This is a genomic window from Kitasatospora sp. NPDC101155, assembly GCF_044768305.1.
GTDB lineage: Bacteria > Actinomycetota > Actinomycetes > Streptomycetales > Streptomycetaceae > Kitasatospora.
In genome coordinates, this window is the sequence record NZ_JBIWPN010000020.1 from 69,393 (window position 1) to 86,957 (window position 17,565).

A 17,565-nucleotide genomic window follows, 5' to 3' on the forward strand; every position below is an offset into this window, starting at 1 on the left:
GGGCGAAGCCTACGGCGTGTCAGCCGCGCGGCAGCACCTGGGACTGCACCGCCGAGAGCTTGCGCCAGTCGCTCGACACGATGCTGGCGTGCGCCCGGGCCAGCTGCCCGGTACGGGCCCACGCCTGGTCGACGGTCGGGCTGGTGGCGCTGATCTGCGGGGTGACGTTCTGGGCGTCCGTCATCACCAGCAGGTAGTGCGAGCGGTCGTACCACGCGGTGTCGATGCCGTTGAGGTAGGCGGCGGCGTCACCGTCGAAGACCACGAACCACGGGCGGATCCCGGCGTCCGCGCCGGTGTACTTGCCGCGCGGGTCGCCGGCCGCCGCGCCGTGCACGGCCGGGAAGAGCTGGGCCTGACCGATCCGGCCGGCCGCCGCCAGGTCGCGCAGGTGCCGCCCGTACTCGACGTCGGTGTGCAGGGTGTCGAAGGGGTTGTGCTCCTCCACCGTCCCGGGGATCGCGTAGAGCAGCACCCGCCCGGTGAGCGCCGAGCGGGTCGGCCAGTTGCCGGCCCGCACCGCCTCGTCGACGCTGGCGTACGAGCCGCCGCCGGGCTTGGCCAGCACGTCGGCCGGGCGCAGCACCCGGTCGCCGAGGTGCGCGGCGATCAGCGCGTCCAACTGATCCGGGCCCATCCCCAGGTTGGCGGCGAAGCCGCCCTTCAGCTCCAGCTTGACCACCAGCGGTCCGGCCGCCGGGTGGGCGCCGAGCCAGACCCGGATGTCGTCGAGGCAGTGCTCCAGGTTCTTGTTGGTGCCGCCGGTGTAGAGCTGGGCGGAGGTGTCGGCGGCGGTGCAGTTGTTGGAGTTGCCGAGCGGGTTGGAGTGGCTGACCTTCCACTCCTTGGTGATGACGTCGGTCCAGAGGTCCAGCTCGATCATCCCGGTGCCGGTGTCCAGCCCCTGGGCGAGGTACGGGTAGGCGGCCGGGTCGTAGGTGTTGTGCAGGCCGACGGTGGTCGCCGAGCCGAACGGCAGGTCGCCCGTGCCGGACTCGGTGGCATCCGCCGCGCCGATCGGGACGACGGCCGCCGCGGCGGCGAGCAGGCCTGCCGTCAGGAGGCCGGCCAGGGTACGGCGTACGGTCATCGGAATCGTTCCCCCGGGAGTCGGTCGTGTCGGCCGCCCGTGCGGGCCGCCGGAGGAAGCATCGCCCTGTAGGGCGTGCTCCTCGTGAAGAAGGCACGACAATAGCGTGGCGGCTTCACCACTTCCGCCCCGACCTCGAACCCGCCGCACCCACCACGCCGCGCCCGGCCGTGACGGAGCGTCAGAGCGTCGTATCCGCGCGCTAGCGTGGCTCGCGAGCAGCACGACGAAGAGCCGTGTGAAGAGCCGTCCGAAGAACACCGAGCAGCGGAGGTACCTCATGTCCCTGGTCCGGGTCCACAACTTCTCGATCTCCCTCGACGGCTACGGCACCGGCGAGGGGCAGAGCCTGGAGAATCCCTTCGGGCACGCCACCGACCGGCTGCACCGCTGGTTCTTCGGCACCCGCACCTTCCGGCGGATGCACGGCCAGGAGGGCGGCGACACCGGGGTGGACGACGCGATGGCCCGCACCTGGGGCGACGGCATCGGCGCGGAGATCATGGGCCGCAACAAGTTCGGCCCGCAGCGCGGGCCTTGGCAGGACGAGGACTGGCAGGGCTGGTGGGGCGCGAACCCGCCGTTCCACACCCCCGTGTTCGTGCTCACCCACCATCCGCGCCCCAGCCTGGAGATGGCGGGCGGCACGGTATTCCACTTCATCGACGCCGCCCCGGAGGAGGCGCTGCGGCAGGCCCGGGAGGCGGCCGGCGGCCTGGACGTGCGGATCGGCGGCGGCCCGCGCACCGTCCGGGCGTTCCTGGAGGCGGATCTGATCGACCACCTGCACGTGGTCGTGGTGCCGGTCGTACTCGGCCGGGGCGAGTCGCTGTGGGCCGGGCTCGAAGGGCTGGAGCAGCGCTTCGACACCGAGGCGGTGAGCAGCCCGAGCGGTGTCACCCACCTCACCTTCACCCGCCGGACGGCCTGACCGGACGGCCTGACCGGAAAGCGGGCGGCCTCCCCGCGCCCTCGGGGAGGCCGCCCGTCGCCTCAGGGCCCGACCAGGACCCGATCAGAGAGTGATCAGACCCGATCGGCCGCGATCAGCACGTACTGGAAGGAGCCGTCCTTGTAGGACTCGATGAACGCCTCCTCGATGCCGGTGACCAGCGAGGTGGTGTTCCGCAGCTCCCAGTAGGGCAGGGTGTCCGGGGTCAGGTCGATGACGGCCTGCGGCACCAGGCGGTTGTCGGCCATCGCCCGCAGGTACTCGCGGCGGGAGTGGATGTTGCACTCGAAGTGCGCGTTGATCTGCGAGACCCACTTCGACGGCTGGCCGTACTTCGGGTTCCAGCAGCCGGTGATGGTCACGTAACGGCCGCCGACCGCCAGCACCCGGGAGTGCTCGGCGAACAGGTCGTGCAGGTCGACGTACATGCTGGACTCGTTGTTCCAGGAGCCGGCGACCGAGCCGTTCTCGAAGGGCATGTCGAGCATGTTGGCGACCCGGGAACGGACGAACTCGCCGATGCCCAGCTCGCTCGCGCGCTTGTTGCCGAAGTCGGCCTGCTGGGTGGAGAGGGTCATGCCCTCGACCCGGCAGCCGAAGCGCTGGTGGGCCATGACCATCGAGCCGCCGCGGCCGCAGCCCGCGTCGAGCAGGGTGTGCTCGGCCCGGATGTCGCCGAGGTGGTCGAGCAGCACGTCGGCCTGGGCGGACTCCAGGCGGTGCAGCTCGGCGATGACCTTCTTCTCGCGCTCGCTGTCGGCCGCGTCGCCGATCGCCGCCTGGTCGATCGCGCCGATGCCGTAGTGGTGGTGGTACAGGCCGTCGACGTCGCCCAGGCGCAGGTTGACCGGGCGTGCCTCGTGGTCCCAGTAGCGCGCGATGTCGCCCTGGTAGGGAGTCGCCGGGCCGGGGATCGAAGCGCCGGGGGTGATGATGTCGTCGGTCAGGGACATGGGTCAACTCCAGTGTTCTTACGGGTGGTTACCGGAAACGGGTGGTTTCCGAAAAATGGGGGTCGCCGGAGAACGGTGGTCACCAGAAATCGGGCAGCGCGTAGCGGTGGGTGTTGGTCTGGTGCCAGTAGTGGTTGCCGTCGAGCCACGCGGCCACACCGCGCAGGAACCGTAGGAGAGTTGGCACCGGGCAGGCGACGGCCAGCGCGGCCGACTCGGCCTCGAAGGCGTGCATCAGCTCGTTGTGGACCTCGATCGCCTTCAGGTACCCCTCCTTGCGGGAGACGCCCTCGCGCTCGGAGATCACCACCGGCAGGTTCAGGTGCAGTCCGGGGCTGGACAGCTCCTTGGTGTACGAGTACAGGTCGTTGACGATCGTGGTGGCGTTGCCGGCCAGCGCGATCACCCGCTGCATGGCGGGCAGCGCGTGCAGCTCGACGGGCAGCTCGTAGCCGCCGACGGTGTCGGTGATGGTCGGGCAGGGGCGGAAGTTGTTGAACTGGCGCATGGCCAGGTACTCCCACACCTTCGGCACGTGGCCGGTCTCGGCCCAGGCAGCCTCGGCCAGGTACCCCATGTGCAGCCGCGCCATGTCGTGCCGGAAGCGGTCCGCCTGCGAGGGCGTGGAGGCGCGGACGAAGTAGTCCATCGCCGAGCGGTACGAGCGCCGGGGCGCGTCCTCGGAGAGCGAGGCCTCCCAGGCCGGGTGGTACTCCGGCGTGGTGTGCAGCGGGTCCAGCGCGGTGTGGGCGAGCAGCAGGCGGCTGCCCAGGCCGATCGGCGAGCCGCCGAGGTCCTCGCAGTAGCAGTCGTCCACCGCGTTCTCGGCGACCATCAGGCGGGCCGCGAGCATCAGGTGGTCGATGCTGGGCGCGTCGGGGTGGCAGGCCACCATGTAACGCCCGGTGGAGAACCCGTCGAAGTCCTTCTCCCACTCCGGCGGGTAGAGCTCGATCTCGTCCATCGCCCAGGCCTTGATCTTCAGGCTGAGCGCCTCCACCCGGGCCGGGTCGGGCTCGGCGATGGGGTGGTGGTAGAGGCCGGGGATGGGGTCGCCGCTCTTGGGCTTGCCCCCGCTCGGCGCCTCGGCGGCCGGCGCCAGGTTCGGCGGCCCGGGCAGGGGCGACGCCTGGAGCTCGGGGGTTGCCGGGACGGACGGCGCCTGGACGTCGGGGATCACTGCCTCGGACGCCGGGGCCGCCGCCGGGGCCTCGGGCGCCGGGACCTCCACAGCCGGGGCCTGCGGCCTCAACTGCAGCCCGGAGGTGCCCAGTCCACTGGGCCCACGCAGGATCCGCTCGATCGCGGTGCTGCTCATGCGCCCACCACCGGAACGAGAGCGTCCGCTGGCAGTGAATCCGGTTTGGTGCGCAGGGGCATGGAGCCTCCTCTGAGAGGGATCGCACGATGTGACGGGTCGTCATCCCGCCTGCCGCGAAGGGGAACTCCACGCCGCGAGCCCCGTCTCGCTCGATCCCCAACCGTAGGCGCGAAAGCGCCTTCCGGATCGCAACGGACGATCTTCTACACCCGATAGAGTGAACGTTCTTGCTGACGGCATTGGACTCCGGCCCTGTCATGCATCAATCCATCCCGAGACCTCGGCCTCCCTGGCCGAACCGGCCGTCCCCAGCCGCCCTCATCTCGCGTCAACCGACTGCACCCACCTCCCGTCCCGTACCCGTCGACGGCATCGAGCCGGTCGCGGCAGGGCCCGTTCGAATGCAGATCACCTCATCGGCGTTCGCCCGCCACACGCTGGTCGCACATCCGAACGTCCCGGCCGCCGCCCGGTCACGGCGTTGATCACTTGTCTACCCCGGGCTGATGAGCTGGCGGCATTCCGTCTCGTCCCTCGAACAAAGCAAGGAACGCCATGCGCCCGAACCCGAGAACACGCGGCCACCGCCGACCGGACCGCGCCCGCGAACTGGGGGCGACGTGAGGACTGCCCCACCTCCCCTCCGGGCGATCGGCCTGCTCACCACGATCGCCCTGCTCACCACCTGCCTGACCATCGTCGAGTTCCTCTCCGCGCCGTCCGCCCACGCCGCCATGAGGGACCGCACGATCACCACCTGGAACATGCAGGGGGCCACCAGCCGGAGTGACAGGGACGGCGACAGCAAGTGGACGACCGGGGTCTTCGGCCGCTTCGGTCTGGCCCGGAACATGGGCGAGAACGACGTCCTGGTGCTCCAGGAGGCCGGTGACCGGCCCGGGTCCGCCATCCCTCTTCCGAACGCGGACGGGATCACCGTCACGACCGAGGGCAACGACCTGGCTCACCCCCAAGCGTTCCTGTACAACCGGGGTAACGATCGAGAACCGGACTACCGCTACATCTACTGGATGCGTTCCTACAACAATGTCCCGGGCGAGGTGAACGCCGCCGGCGCCCAGGTGTTCGAGCGGCCCGGCCGGGTGAACCTGGCGATCGTCACCAGGTCGCGCCCGGACGAACTCGTGGTCATCTCCCGGCTCGCCGACCGGCTGCGTCCGCTGTTGGGGGTCCGGTTCGGCAACGACGTCGTCTTCGACGTCCACGCGGCTTCCGGCGGTGGCAACGACGCCGGGTGGCTCGTCTCGCAGGCCCGGAACTGGGCGGCCGCCCGTGGGTACCAGTGGGCCGTCGCCGGCGACTTCAACCAGGAACCCACCGACCTGCCGACCCGGCTCACCAACGCCGGCATCCCCGCAGCCGGGTACCGCATCGACCGGGTGCACCGGCCGACCCAGGACAGCGGCGGCGAGCTCGACTACCTGGTGACCGACCAGGTCAACGACCAGGGACGCCTCATCGCGATTCCCTCGGGGTCCGCCGCGGGGGCGTCCGATCACCGTCCGGTGGTGTTCGCTCCGCCCATGGTGGCCCGCGGGCCGGACTGGTCCCTCGTGATGAGCTACCCGCACCGCGACGACGGAGACCTCCTGGAGATCGCGCAGGGCGCTGCGGACCTCGGCGCGCTCGCCGACCACGCCCGGCAGAACTGGACCACCTCGCAGAACTGGGTGCCCGAGGGCTTCACCGAGGTGAGCGACGGAATCCGGTACTACCACCTCAGGAACCTGTTCTCCGGACTCTGCCTGGCCGCGGCATCCGCCAAGGCCTCAGTCGCCGCCGGGCCCACCGTCCGCACGGAGGCGAGCACCGACGGCTCCGCTGTCCCGCTGCGGCAGGTGTCCTGCAAGAGCGCCGCGGACGAACTGCTCTGGCGCTACGACGGCGGCAACCTGTGGAACCGCACGGGTGTGATCGCGGCGCCCTTCACCGCCGTCGGAGGCCCCGAGACCAAGGAGCTGCACGGGATCACGCCCGGCCCGTCCCCGGCCCCGCTGTGGAACCAGTGCGGCTGGCGGGTGACCTCGGGCAGCATCGACGACCCCGGCTCCCCGGTCGGCCTGGAGTCGAACGGATGCTCGGACGGCCCGGCCCCGGCCCCCGGCACGGCGCGCCCGCCCCGCGGGGTCGACGCGGCCGTATCCGTCGTCCAGGACGAGGTCTACTTCTTCCACGGCTCGAAGTACGCCAAGGTGAAGGTCGATCCGAACACCGCCGCCAACGAGATCGTGGACGGCGCGGACAAGGGCATCCGCAACATCGCCGACGACTGGCCGGCCCTGAAGGACACCCCGTTCGCGGATCGGGTCGACGTCGCCGTCGCCCTGCCCGACCGCAAGGGCGAGGTCTTCATGTTCAGCGGCGACAAGTACGTCTACCTGCAGAACGTGGACCAGGGCCCCGGGAAGGCGACCAGGGCCCACGACGCCTGGGACATCTGCACCGGTTGGACCAGCCTGTGCTCGACTCCCCAGCTGAAAGCCCTGTTCGAGAAGGGCATCGACACGGCCCTGTCCGTCCGGGACAACGAGATCTACTTCTTCCGCGGCGGGCAGTACGTGCTGGTCAAGGCCAACCCCGGCTCGGTCGACCAAGTGATCAACGGTCCGAAGAGCATCGCCGACAACTGGCCCAGCCTCAAGGACGCGGACGCGCGGATGCCGGACGCCCACTTCACGGACGGACTGACCGCTGCCTTCGGCATCCCTGAGTACCAGCCCGGCTGGATCAGCCAGGCCACGTGCGCGGGGCTCCGCTTCGTGACCGTCGTCACGATCGGCGGTGCCGCCGTCGTATCGGTCGCCGCAGGGCACCCGGAGGTGGGTGTGCTCGTCGGCGTGCTCGCCGGCAGCCTCGGACTGCCTCTCGCCAAGCGGCTGTGCGACGCCCAACCAGGCACCGGGTTCATGTTCAGCAGCAACCACCTCGCCGAGATCAGCGTCGTCCCAGGGACCCTCGACGACAAGCTCATCGAGGAGCCGACCACGATCTGCGCCACCTGGCGCAGCCTGTGCGGCACGATCTTCGCCCCCGGCGACGCGGCGATCTCCTTCCGCCTCGCCGACGGCAGGACCACGATCGGCCCCGCCACCGCCCCGCCGCTCGACCCCCACCCCGAGGCCCCCGCCCCCTTCAGCACCGCCGCCGGCGACCAACCGCGCTGCCGGCCGGACGGCATGGTCCAGACCCCGGGCGTCAACACCCCGTACTGCCTGGCCTACGACGACCAGGGCCGCGAGCTACTCGGCACCGACCACTCGCGCCGTGCGGTCGGTTACTACACCAGCTGGCGCACCGGCTCCGACGGGCAGCACCAGTACCTGCCGGCCAACATCCCGTGGGGCCAACTCACACACGTCAACTACGCCTTCGCCCACGTCGGCCCGGACGGCCGGATCTCCGTCGGCGACACCACCGATCCCGCCAACCCGGCCACCGGGCAGACCTGGCCGGGCGTCGCGCTCGACCCGAGCGTCCCGTACCGGGGCGAATTCAACCAGCTGACCAAGATGAAGAAGCTCCACCCCCGGGTGAAGACCCTGATCTCGGTGGGCGGTTGGGCCGAGACCGGCGGGATCCTCAACTCTGACGGCCCCCGCTCCACCACTGGCGGGTTCTACTCGCTGACCACCAACGCCGACGGCTCGGTCAACCAGGGCGCCATCGACACCTTCGCCGACTCCGTGGTCGACTTCCTCCGCCGGTACGGCTTCGACGGCGTCGACCTCGACCAGGAGTACCCGACCGCGCTGCCCGACACCGGCAACCCGCTGGACTGGGGCATCTCCAACTCCCGCCGCAAGGGCCTCACCGCCGGGCACACCGCCCTGGTGAAGACCCTGCGCGAGAAGCTGGACCGGGCCGCGGCGGCCGACCAGCACTACTACCTGCTGTCGGCGGCCGTCTCCGGCTCCGGCTACATGGTCCGCGGCATGGGCGCCTTCGAGGCGCTGCGCTACCTGGACTACGCCAACGTCATGACGTACGACTTCCACGGCTCGTGGAACCAGTTCGTCGGCCCCAACGCCCCGCTGTACGACGACGGGAGGGACGCGGAGCTGGCCGGCGCCGGGATCTACGACACCGCCAAGAACCCCGAGTACCAGGGCGTCGGCTACTTCAACACGGACTGGGCGCAGCACTACCTGCGCGGCGCCCTGTCGGCCGGCCGGATCGTCCTCGGCGCGCCGTACTACACCCGCGGCTGGACCGGGGTGACCGGCGGCGTCGGCAACGGGCTGTGGGGGACGGCCGCCCTGCCCAGCCAGGGAGAGTGCCCGCAGGGCACCGGCAGCAACGGCGGCAGCGTGCCCTGCGGTACGGGCGCCAAGGGCATCGACAACCTGTGGCACGACACCAATCCGGACGGCACCGAGCTGGGCGCCGGCTCCAACCCGATGTGGCACGCCAAGAACCTCGAACGGGGCGTCGTCCCCTCCTACTTGAGCGCCTACGGCCTGAAGGCCGACCAGGTGTCGGGGTACGCGCGGAACTGGGACGACGCCACCAAGTCCTCCTGGCTGTGGAACGCCGCCACCAGCACGTTCCTGTCCACCGAGGACGGGCAGGGGATGAGCGCCCTCACCCAGTACGTCAAGGACAACGACCTGGGCGGGGTCATGATGTGGGAGCTGGCCGGCGACTACTCCTGCCCCGACCAGGGCGAGTGCGGTCCGGGCTACACCCTGACCACCCAGGCCGACCAGCAGCTGCGCGGCGCCGGACCGTACGGCAACAGCCTCTCGGCGGGATCCTCCGTCACCCTCCCGAGCCAGGTCGTGGACGTCAAGGCCGAATTGGCGGACTTCCCGACCGACGTCAAGGAGATGTGGCCGATCCAGCCGAAGCTGCGGATCACCAACAACAGCGGGGTCGCCCTGCCCTCGGGCACCGAGATCGCCTTCGACATCCCCACCTCCACGCCGCCTCTGCTCAAGAACGAGGCCTGGCAGGAGATGAAGGGCGCGGTGCAGCCGGGTCGCACCGGCGCCAACCCCGGCGGGCTGGGCGCCGCCTTCCACCGGGTGACGATCAAACTCGGCTACTGCGAGGACGTGCCGCCGGGCAAGTCCCGGGACATCGGCATCAAGTACTACCTCCCGATCACCGGACCGACCAACACCACCGTGAAGATCGGCGACCAGACCTACGGGTCGACTGGCGACAGCCGCAAGGGCGTCACCACCGTCACCCCGCAGGCCGCCGGCACCGGCCCGGGCTGCCAGGCCGACGCCTGGGCGCCGGAGCGGATCTACAACCCGCTGTGGGCACCGTTCACGCTCGACAAGGGGCGCGTCCAGGACATCAACAGCGCCAAGTCCCAGCCCGTCCAGACCAGCAACGTGCTCGACCACCCCAACGGCTGGGACCACGCCCATCTGGTCGACGTCCAGGACGGCAACGCCAACCAGCTGTGGACCGTGGTCGAGGACGGCGGGCCGGGCTGGTACCGCTTCAAGAGCGGCACCAGCGGGCACGACCAGTGCCTGGGCGCGGACACCCGGCTGAACGACCTCACCGTGCGGGACTGCGACAACTCCGCCGGGCAGTGGTGGCAGCTGTACAGCGTCGACGACAAGGGCAAGTCCACCGACCTCTCCGGCGGGATCCCGGCCGACGGCAAGCCCTTCGGCATGCGCTCCTACTCGGGCTTCGTCGCCGAGCCGCGCAACAGCGACGTCGCGCCCGGCACCCGGGTGGTCGCCGGTGACCTCGACGGCGCTACCCGCACCGTCGTCTCCTACAACGGCTCCTACTGGAAGGCCAAGTGGTGGACCAAGGGCACCGCGCCCGACGCCACCGACCCCAAGAACCCGTGGACCAGGCTCGGCCCGACCGGCTGATCCGACCCCTTCCCGCCGATCCGCCCGCTCGGCGGCCGACCCCGGCCGCCGAGCGGGCGTCCTACGTCCCCCGGCCGGTGCCCGATGGGACCGCAGGCCGAGGCGGAGCGTCGCCCGGGCCCCCAGCATGGACGAGTCGATCTTCCTCGGCCCGGCCGGTCACGACCACGCGTGTAAGAGGGAGAAGAATGGGCGGGGCGCCGTGGAGGAACGGGGCCAGGAAGGAAGACCAACGCATGGAGAGCCAGGCCCGCAGCCGCACCGAACTCGTCGAGGACCTCATGGAGCGCTTCCCCGACGTGCCCCGGGAGGCGGTGATCAAGGAGGATCTGCTGCGCGGCGGCATGGCCTTCGACGAGTCGGCCCTGAGCGGCAGCTCCGGCGCCGACGGGGGCGGCGAGGTCAAGCCGAAGTCGTACTTCATCTTCTCGTTCGACCACCGCACCCTGCCCGAGCTCGGCGCGGCCGCGCTGAACCGGCCGCCGGAGGAGGTCGTGCTGACCGGCGGGCCGTACGGGCTGCGCCGCACGGTGGTGTCGGTGCGGGTCAACCCGGACTCGCCGTACCGGGTCGGCGCGGGCGAGGACGGCACGCTCGGCCTCTACCTGGACGGCGCGCGGATCGCCGACGTCGGCCTGCCGCCCATGCCCGACTACTACCGGCACACCCTGGCCAACGGGAAGTCGGTGATGGAGGTCGCCCCGACCATCCAGTGGGGTTACCTGATCTACCTCACGGTGTTCCGGGTCTGCCAGTACTTCGGCGCCAAGGAGGAGTGCCAGTACTGCGACATCAACCACAACTGGCGCCAGCACAAGGCCGCCGGCCGCCCGTACACCGGGGTCAAGCCGGTCGAGGAGGTGCTGGAGGCGCTGGAGCTGATCGACCGGTACGACACCGCCCGCGCCTCCCAGGCCTACACCCTCACCGGCGGCGCGATCACCTCACAGGTCGGCGGCCGGGACGAGGCCGACTTCTACGGGCAGTACGCCAAGGCCATCGAGGAGCGCTTCCCCGGCCGCTGGATCGGCAAGGTGGTCGCCCAGGCGCTGCCGCGCGACGACGTCCAGCGCTTCCACGACTACGGCGTGCGGATCTACCACCCCAACTTCGAGGTGTGGGACAAGCGGCTGTTCGAGCTCTACTGCCCCGGCAAGGAGCGCTACGTCGGCCGGGACGAGTGGCACCGCCGGATCCTCGACTCCACCGAGGTGTTCGGCGCGGAGAACGTGATCCCCAACTTCGTGGCGGGCGTGGAGATGGCCGAACCCTTCGGCTTCACCACCGTCGACGAGGCGATCTCCTCCACCCGGGAGGGCCTGCGCTTCTTCATGTCGCACGGCGTCGTCCCGCGCTTCACCACCTGGTGCCCCGAGCCCACCACCCCGCTCGGCAAGGCCAACCCGCAGGGCGCGCCGCTGGAGTACCACATCCGGCTGCTGCAGACCTACCGGGCCACCCTGGAGGAGTTCGGCCTCTCCTCCCCGCCCGGCTACGGTCCGGCCGGTCCCGGCAAGGCGGTCTTCTCGGTCAGCTCCTTCATGGACTCGCTGCCGGGCTGAGCCCGCTCCGCCGAGCCCACACCGCTGACCGCACGCCTCGGCGGCGCCGCCCCTCGGACGGGGGTGGCGCCGCCGAGGGGCGCAGCCTCTCGGGTCAACTGCCGTTCAGCGGCCGCACGGTGAGGATCTGCTCGGCGCGGCCGACCGGGCCGTGGACGTCGTGCAGCACGGTGCTGGTGACGCCGTGTCCGGCCGGGCCGAAGGTGACGCTGGTGTCCAGGCCGCTCCAGCGGCCCTCGGGGCGGCGGTGGAAGTGGATCGTCAGATCGGTGTTGGGGAACATCCACTCGGTGGGCTCCTGGCGGACGGCGATGCCGTTGGCGGTGTCCACCAGGGCGATGAAGGAGGCGTGCGGGCTGCTCGGCTCCCCCGCGACCAGCTCCAGCGGGGTGGAGATCCAGGCGGCCGCGCGGCCGGGGGCGGTGGAGCGGCGTCGGACGTCGATCGAGGCGATGTAGCCGCCGCCCCACCGCCCGCTCATCGCCCAGGGCTCGAACTCCTCCGGCGCGGGCAGCCGTTCGTCGTGGGTCCCGGCGACGGCGGTGGTGTCCAGCTCGGCCAGGAACCAGGCCCGGGCCCGGACCACCGCGCGGCCGCCGACGCTGGCCACCGCCTCCACCAGCTCGATGGTGCGGCCCGGCCGGACGGTCTCCACGGTGATCTCGAACTCGTCCAGGGCGATCAGGCCGAGTATGTCGTAGCTGATCCGGGCCAGCGCCAGGCCGTCGGCGGGGCGGTCGGCCCGGTAGCGGTCGATGGCGTGGGCGATCAGGCCGCCCACCGGGCTGAAGTGCTGCTCGTCGGGGTGCCAGGCCCCCTGCGCGTGGACGGTCGGCTTGTAGCTGTGCTCGCCGGTGCGCTGGTAGTAGCTGTCGGGCGCGGCGGTGGGGGCGGTCAAGGTGCGCTTCTCCTCGGGCGGATCGCGGGGTGCCGGGCGGGCGCCGCAGGACTCCGGCGTCCGCGATCACGATCGTAAGAGGCCGAACGGCCCCCGGGGCTGTGATGCGCCCCACACCGCCGCGCCCTCGGGCATGCGGGGGATCGGCGCGCGGCGAGCGGGTGGCGGTCGGAGAGCTCGGTGCGGCGCGGCTCGGGGCAGCCTGTGACGACCGGTCAGCGGACCTTCGCCACCGTGCGCCCTCCCGAACGGCGCGAAGAGCTCGACGAGCAAAGAAGCCGATAAGATGACCCCCGGTGTGCCGGGAAGTCTGGTCGGCTCGGGGGATGACCGCGGCGATCGGGCTTCGGCGACCCCGGTGTTGCGATGGGTCGTTTCTGCAGATGCACGCCGTGGGGATCGTTCTCGTCCTGGTCGTCCTGGCCACCAGCGTGGCCACCTTCGCCCGGCGATGGCGGGTGCCCGCGCCCTCACTGCTGGTGCTGGCCGGGCTCGGCGTCGCGTTGATCCCCGGGGTGCCCGCGCTGCACGTCCCGCCGCAGGTCATCGGCATGGTGGTCCTGCCGCCGCTGCTCTACTCCTCCGCCGAGGAACTGTCGCTGCGCGACCTGCGGACGGTGTGGCGACCGGTCACCATCCTCTCCTTCGGCCTGGTCTTCGCCTCCGCCGCCGCCGTCGGCTTCGCGGCCGTCGCCGTCGCCGGGCTGCCGCCCGCGATGGCCTTCGTGCTCGGCGCCGTGCTCTCCAGCACCGACCCGGTGGCGGTCACCGCGCTCGGCCGCCGACTCGCCCTGCCCGGGCGGGTCCAGGTGCTGGTGCAGGCGGAGAGCCTGTTCAACGACGCCACCTCGCTGGTGCTGTTCAAGGTCGCCGTCGGCGTCGCGGTGGCGGTCGGCGGGACGGTCGACCTGCCCGCCGCGGGCGGCGAGCTGCTGCTGCTCGGCGGGGGCGGCAGCCTGCTCGGCGCGGCCGTCGCCGGACTGGCCTGGCTGCTGCGCCGCCGCACCACCGACCCGGTGCTGGAGACGGTGATAGCGCTGGTCACCCCGTACGCGGCGTACGTGCTGGCGGAGTCCGCGCACACCTCGGGCGTCACCTCGGTGGTGGTCGCCGGGGTGCTGCTCGGCCGCTCCGGCCACCGGCTGACCGACGCGAACATCCGGCTCCAACTGCACGCCGTGTACGCGGTGGTGGTGTTCCTGCTGGAGAGCGTCGTCTTCTCCGTCGTCGGCCTGGAACTGCCCGCCCTGGTCCGGGAGCTGCCGGCCGGCACCGGCTGGTGGCCACTGCAGTCGATAGCGATCGCCGCGGTGCTGATCGCCGTACGTGTGCTGTGGACCCTGCCGCTCACCCGCGCCGTCAAACCCAGCCGGGGACGGTTGTCCTGGCGCGTCGCCGGGGTGGTCACCTGGGCCGGCACCCGGGGCGTCATGCCGCTGGCCGCCGCGCTGTCCATCCCGCTGCTCACCGAGGGCGGCGACCGGCTCGCCGGACGGCCGCTGGTCCTGGTGCTCACCGTCTCCAACGTCGTGCTCACCCTGGTCGTCCAGGGCCTGACCCTCGCCGCCGTGGTCAACCGCTCCGGACTCGCCCTCGAACCCGAGCACACCGCGCGCGAGGAGGAGGACGCCCGCGACGAGCTCAACCGCGCCGCCCTCGACCACGTCGACGGCCTCGCCGAGCTGGAGGCCGTCCCGGAGACCGCCGTCGACCGGGTGCGCCGCGCCCTGACCGCCCGGCTCGACCGCACCCCCGAGGCCCCCGACGGCACCACCGCCGACGACGCCTACCGCCAGCTCCGGCACGAGGTCATCGCGGTGCAGAACACCCGGCTGCACCTCCTCTACGAGGAGCACCGGATCAGCGACACCACGCTGCGGGCGCTCCAACGCGACCTCGACCTGGAGCAGGCGGCGCTGGGGCGGAACTGAGCAGGCGTGCGGGCGGCCGAGTGTCAGAACATCAGCACGACCAAACCCGCCGCCCCCGCCGCACAGACCACCGCGAGCAGCGCCAGCGCCCGCGGCCCCGGGGGCGGTGGGAGGCGGTGCTCCGGGTGGACGGCCATGCCGCGCCCCGGCCGGGCGGGGTGGTACCGGACGGTCACCTCGTCCCCCTCCCGGTAGCGGCCGCCCTCGGGGCGTTCGTCGGAGCGCACCAGCTCGGCGGTCCGCCCGTCCGGCAGGCCGTACTCGATCGTCGCCCGCCAGCGGTCGTAGCCCTCGGAGGTGGTGCACATCCGCACCTTCCGCACTCGGCCGACCGCGCACACACCCTCCCGGCGCAGCGCCAGGTCGGTCCGGGCCGCCGAGACGAACAGCGCGCAGAGGCAGGCCAGGATCACCGCCCCGGCCAGGAGGAACAGGTCCACCAGCCACACACCAATCAATGTACCGAGCACGCAAGGGAGTTGACCAGAAGGCGTCAGGCCGTCGCGGGCCCGGCCGCACCCCGGCCTTCCGGCTGTCCGGGGCTGCCGTCACACTGTCGCGGGCACGAACACGCACCACCGATCGGGGGCACCATGACCAAGGGCCGGAACAAGAAGCAGAAGAGGCCGCTCGCCGCGGGCGCCTCCCGGCCGGCGAAGCCCGTCCGCAAGCGCCCGGGCAAGGACGCCGCGCTCGCGCCGCGCACGGTGCGCCGGACGGCGGTCCTGGTCGGGGTGCTCGCACCGCTGCTGATCATCGGGCTGCTCGCACTCGCCACCGACCCGGACCACCAGGTCGCCTGCACCGTCCTCGCGGTCCTGGTCCTGATGGCCTCCGTGGTGGGGCTGATGCTGATCCGGAGCACCGGGTGGGTGGTCTGGCCGGCCGTTCTGCTGGGTGTATTGCTGCTGGTGATCCCCACCTCCGCGATCCGCGCGCAGCTGATCGCCCAGCGCGGGGTGGAGACCAGGGTGGTCGTCACCTCGGTCCACAGCGGCAAGGACAAGATGGGCAAGGTGAGCTGGACCTGTGACATCCGGCGCGAGGACCACCAGCCCCTGCCGCACGGCACGATCGGCGGCATCGGCTGCTCGGGCGGCTCCGTCGGCACCACGGCGACCGTCCTGGTCGACCCGGCCGGCTGGGCCCCGCCGGCCACCCGGGACGAGGACCTCTCCTTCCGCGGCATCGGTGTCTACGTCACGGGCGTCGTCGCCGTCCTGTGGGCCGCGCTCACCTTCGGCGCCGCGCACCGCGCCCTGCGGGGCAAGGGCACGCGGGGTGGCCGGGGCGGACGCAAGGGCGGCAAGTAGCGGGCCGGAGCCCGGACTCCCGGCCGACCGGGGCCGCCGTCACACGGCCCGATCCACCGTCCAACCACTGCCGTGAAGAATGCCTGGAACTGTTCGGGCCGGGCGCACGGGGCTAGCGTGCACGCTGTGAACGAACTGGTGTTCCGAGGGAAGGACATGTTCCGACCCTCCTGGTCGCATTTGTCGGTGGTGCTCCTCGCGCTGGCCGCCCTGGAAGGCGTCACCGTCCTGAAGCTCGGCGTGGCGGCGATGTACTGGATAAGCAGCGGCACCCTCGCGCTGGCCCTCCCGGCCTTCGTCGTGGCCTGGCGCTCCTGGAGCAGGGCCGGGGCCGACGGCGTCACCGTCTGCTGGGGCATCGGGAGCGGCCGCACCTACCCCTGGCAGGAGATCCGATGGATCGGCGTCCGGGAGTCCAAGGGCAACGGCACCCGCTCCTACGCGGCTCGGATCTTCCTGGTGGACGGGCGCCGTCGCTCGCTGCCGGGCCTCCAGACCAGCACGCTGTACCCGATCGAGGAGTTCCAGACGAACGTCCAACGGGTGCTCGACTGGTGGGAGTCGAGCACGCCCGGCGCAGAACGCGTCCAGCCGCGCAAGCAGGTTCGGGACTGGATCACGCCCCAGGTGGCGGGCGTCCTGCTCGCCGTCGTCCTCATCGTCGCCACCGTCCTCGTCGTCGCCGCACGCCGGTGAGCCGTGGCTCCACGTCGAACTGAGCAGTGCTGATCGGGTGCGTCGCCGGCCGGGCCGGGGGCGCACCCGCCGTCATTCGGCGGCCAGGCCGTCGAGCAGGGCGAGGGCGTCCTCGACCGACCCGGCCGGGTCGGTGACGGGGTAGAGCACGGCCCGCACGGTGCGGGTGGCGTCCAGGACCAGGGTGAGCCGCTTGAGCCGGTCGACGCCCGAGGCCCGGAAGGTGGGCAACCGGAGGGAGCCGGCCAGCGCCAGCCCGGCGTCCGACAGCAGGGGGAACGGGATCCGCGCGTGCTCGGCGAACGCCGCCAGCTGGTCCGGGCGCTGGGTGCTGACGCCGTAGACGGCGGCGTCGCGGGCGGCGAACTCGCCCATCCGGTCCCGGTAGGTGCAGGACTCCAGGGTGCAGCCGGCCGCGCCCGGGACCTCGCCCCAGCCGGGCGGGTGGCCCATGACGCCCGGTGCGAAGGCCCCGGGGAAGCAGTACAGCACCGTCCAGGCACGGTCCGCGGCGACCGGGTCGACCCACCCGCCGGAGGCGGCGGCGAGCTCCAGGGCGGGCAGCCGGTGGCCGGTGAGCGCCATGACCCGGCGGGTCTCGGCGGAGTCGACGGTGCTGGTGCCGGAGAGCGAGCCGTCGCCCAGGACGTACCGCCCGCCCCAGTCCTGGAGGGCGACCAGCACCGGCAGCAGGCCGCGCCCGGTGTCCGTCAGGTGGTACTCGTAGCGCGGCGGGTGCGGGTGGTAGAGCCGCTTTTCCAGCACGCCGTCGGCGACCAGCGCCTTGAGCCGCTCGGTGAGCACCTTCCGGCTGATGCCGAGCCCGCTCTGCAGGGCTTCGAAGTGGTGGGTGCCACCGGCGACGTCCCTGATCAGGAGCAGGGTCCAGGTGTCCCCCACCACGCTCAGGGCCTGGGAGATCGCGCAGTCGGGGTCAGCCGCTTCCGTGTGCCGCATGATCACCCATTATAGTGAGTTCCCAAAA

Annotated in this window: 12 protein-coding genes; 6 read left to right on the forward strand and 6 right to left on the reverse strand. The window is 71.7% G+C overall.

The annotated features are described in order from the left end of the window. Positions 1-19: 19 nt before the first annotated feature. Entirely contained in the window at positions 20-1,090 is a 1,071-nt protein-coding gene (locus ACIRYZ_RS27000) for a phosphatidylinositol-specific phospholipase C domain-containing protein (RefSeq protein ID WP_402948728.1), read from the reverse strand. Positions 1,091-1,370: 280 nt separating this feature from the next. On the opposite strand from ACIRYZ_RS27000, the gene ACIRYZ_RS27005 reads away from it, so the two are divergent. After that, positions 1,371-2,021 (forward strand): dihydrofolate reductase family protein, encoded by a 651-nt coding sequence (locus ACIRYZ_RS27005; protein WP_402948865.1) that lies wholly within the window; start codon positions 1,371-1,373, stop codon positions 2,019-2,021. Positions 2,022-2,116: 95 nt separating this feature from the next. On the opposite strand, the gene ACIRYZ_RS27010 is transcribed toward ACIRYZ_RS27005, so the two are convergent. Both ACIRYZ_RS27010 and ACIRYZ_RS27015 read right to left on the reverse strand, forming a co-directional pair. Further along, the gene (locus tag ACIRYZ_RS27010; protein WP_402948868.1) at positions 2,117-2,989 is read right to left on the reverse strand and encodes a geranyl diphosphate 2-C-methyltransferase; all 873 of its coding nucleotides are present in this window, start codon (positions 2,987-2,989) and stop codon (positions 2,117-2,119) included. 85 nt (positions 2,990-3,074) lie between these two features. Then, positions 3,075-4,313: a family 2 encapsulin nanocompartment cargo protein terpene cyclase gene (locus ACIRYZ_RS27015; RefSeq protein ID WP_402948731.1), complete on the reverse strand. Its 1,239-nt coding sequence runs from the start codon at positions 4,311-4,313 to the stop codon at positions 3,075-3,077. A gap of 623 nt (positions 4,314-4,936) precedes the next feature. Here ACIRYZ_RS27015 and ACIRYZ_RS27020 point away from each other — a divergent pair. Both ACIRYZ_RS27020 and ACIRYZ_RS27025 read left to right on the forward strand, forming a co-directional pair. After that, positions 4,937-10,180, forward strand: a complete 5,244-nt coding sequence (locus ACIRYZ_RS27020; RefSeq protein WP_402948733.1) for a glycosyl hydrolase family 18 protein — start codon at positions 4,937-4,939, stop codon at positions 10,178-10,180. Positions 10,181-10,416: 236 nt separating this feature from the next. Further along, positions 10,417-11,742, forward strand: coding sequence for a radical SAM protein (locus ACIRYZ_RS27025; RefSeq protein WP_402948736.1), 1,326 nt, complete (start codon positions 10,417-10,419; stop codon positions 11,740-11,742). A 94-nt stretch (positions 11,743-11,836) separates the two neighbouring features. Here ACIRYZ_RS27025 and ACIRYZ_RS27030 read toward each other — a convergent pair whose 3' ends face one another. Beyond that, positions 11,837-12,640 (reverse strand): thioesterase family protein, encoded by an 804-nt coding sequence (locus tag ACIRYZ_RS27030; protein WP_402948739.1) that lies wholly within the window; start codon positions 12,638-12,640, stop codon positions 11,837-11,839. A 383-nt stretch (positions 12,641-13,023) separates the two neighbouring features. Between ACIRYZ_RS27030 and ACIRYZ_RS27035 the strand changes: the two genes are divergently transcribed. Further along, complete coding sequence (locus tag ACIRYZ_RS27035; protein ID WP_402948742.1) at positions 13,024-14,571, forward strand: Na+/H+ antiporter; 1,548 nt, start codon at positions 13,024-13,026, stop codon at positions 14,569-14,571. A gap of 23 nt (positions 14,572-14,594) precedes the next feature. On the opposite strand, the gene ACIRYZ_RS27040 is transcribed toward ACIRYZ_RS27035, so the two are convergent. Then, a complete protein-coding gene (locus tag ACIRYZ_RS27040) occupies positions 14,595-15,020 on the reverse strand; it encodes a DUF3592 domain-containing protein (protein ID WP_402948745.1) in 426 nt (141 codons plus the stop codon). Between the two features lie 144 nt (positions 15,021-15,164). On the opposite strand from ACIRYZ_RS27040, the gene ACIRYZ_RS27045 reads away from it, so the two are divergent. Both ACIRYZ_RS27045 and ACIRYZ_RS27050 read left to right on the forward strand, forming a co-directional pair. Further along, on the forward strand, positions 15,165-15,884 hold the full coding sequence (locus ACIRYZ_RS27045; RefSeq protein ID WP_402948748.1) for a hypothetical protein: 720 nt from the start codon (positions 15,165-15,167) through the stop codon (positions 15,882-15,884). 126 nt (positions 15,885-16,010) lie between these two features. Continuing rightward, the gene (locus ACIRYZ_RS27050; RefSeq protein WP_402948751.1) at positions 16,011-16,580 is read left to right on the forward strand and encodes a hypothetical protein; all 570 of its coding nucleotides are present in this window, start codon (positions 16,011-16,013) and stop codon (positions 16,578-16,580) included. 72 nt (positions 16,581-16,652) lie between these two features. Here ACIRYZ_RS27050 and ACIRYZ_RS27055 read toward each other — a convergent pair whose 3' ends face one another. Continuing rightward, positions 16,653-17,537, reverse strand: coding sequence for a winged helix-turn-helix transcriptional regulator (locus ACIRYZ_RS27055; protein ID WP_402948754.1), 885 nt, complete (start codon positions 17,535-17,537; stop codon positions 16,653-16,655). Positions 17,538-17,565: the final 28 nt, after the last annotated feature.

Coding starts and splice junctions, on each gene's coding strand:
- ACIRYZ_RS27000 (WP_402948728.1), bottom strand. CDS start 1,090: ATGACCGTACGCCGTACCCTGGCCGGCCTCCTGACGGCAGGCCTGCTC.
- ACIRYZ_RS27005 (WP_402948865.1), top strand. CDS start 1,371: ATGTCCCTGGTCCGGGTCCACAACTTCTCGATCTCCCTCGACGGCTAC.
- ACIRYZ_RS27015 (WP_402948731.1), bottom strand. CDS start 4,313: ATGAGCAGCACCGCGATCGAGCGGATCCTGCGTGGGCCCAGTGGACTG.
- ACIRYZ_RS27025 (WP_402948736.1), top strand. CDS start 10,417: ATGGAGAGCCAGGCCCGCAGCCGCACCGAACTCGTCGAGGACCTCATG.
- ACIRYZ_RS27035 (WP_402948742.1), top strand. CDS start 13,024: ATGCACGCCGTGGGGATCGTTCTCGTCCTGGTCGTCCTGGCCACCAGC.
- ACIRYZ_RS27045 (WP_402948748.1), top strand. CDS start 15,165: ATGACCAAGGGCCGGAACAAGAAGCAGAAGAGGCCGCTCGCCGCGGGC.
- ACIRYZ_RS27055 (WP_402948754.1), bottom strand. CDS start 17,537: ATGCGGCACACGGAAGCGGCTGACCCCGACTGCGCGATCTCCCAGGCC.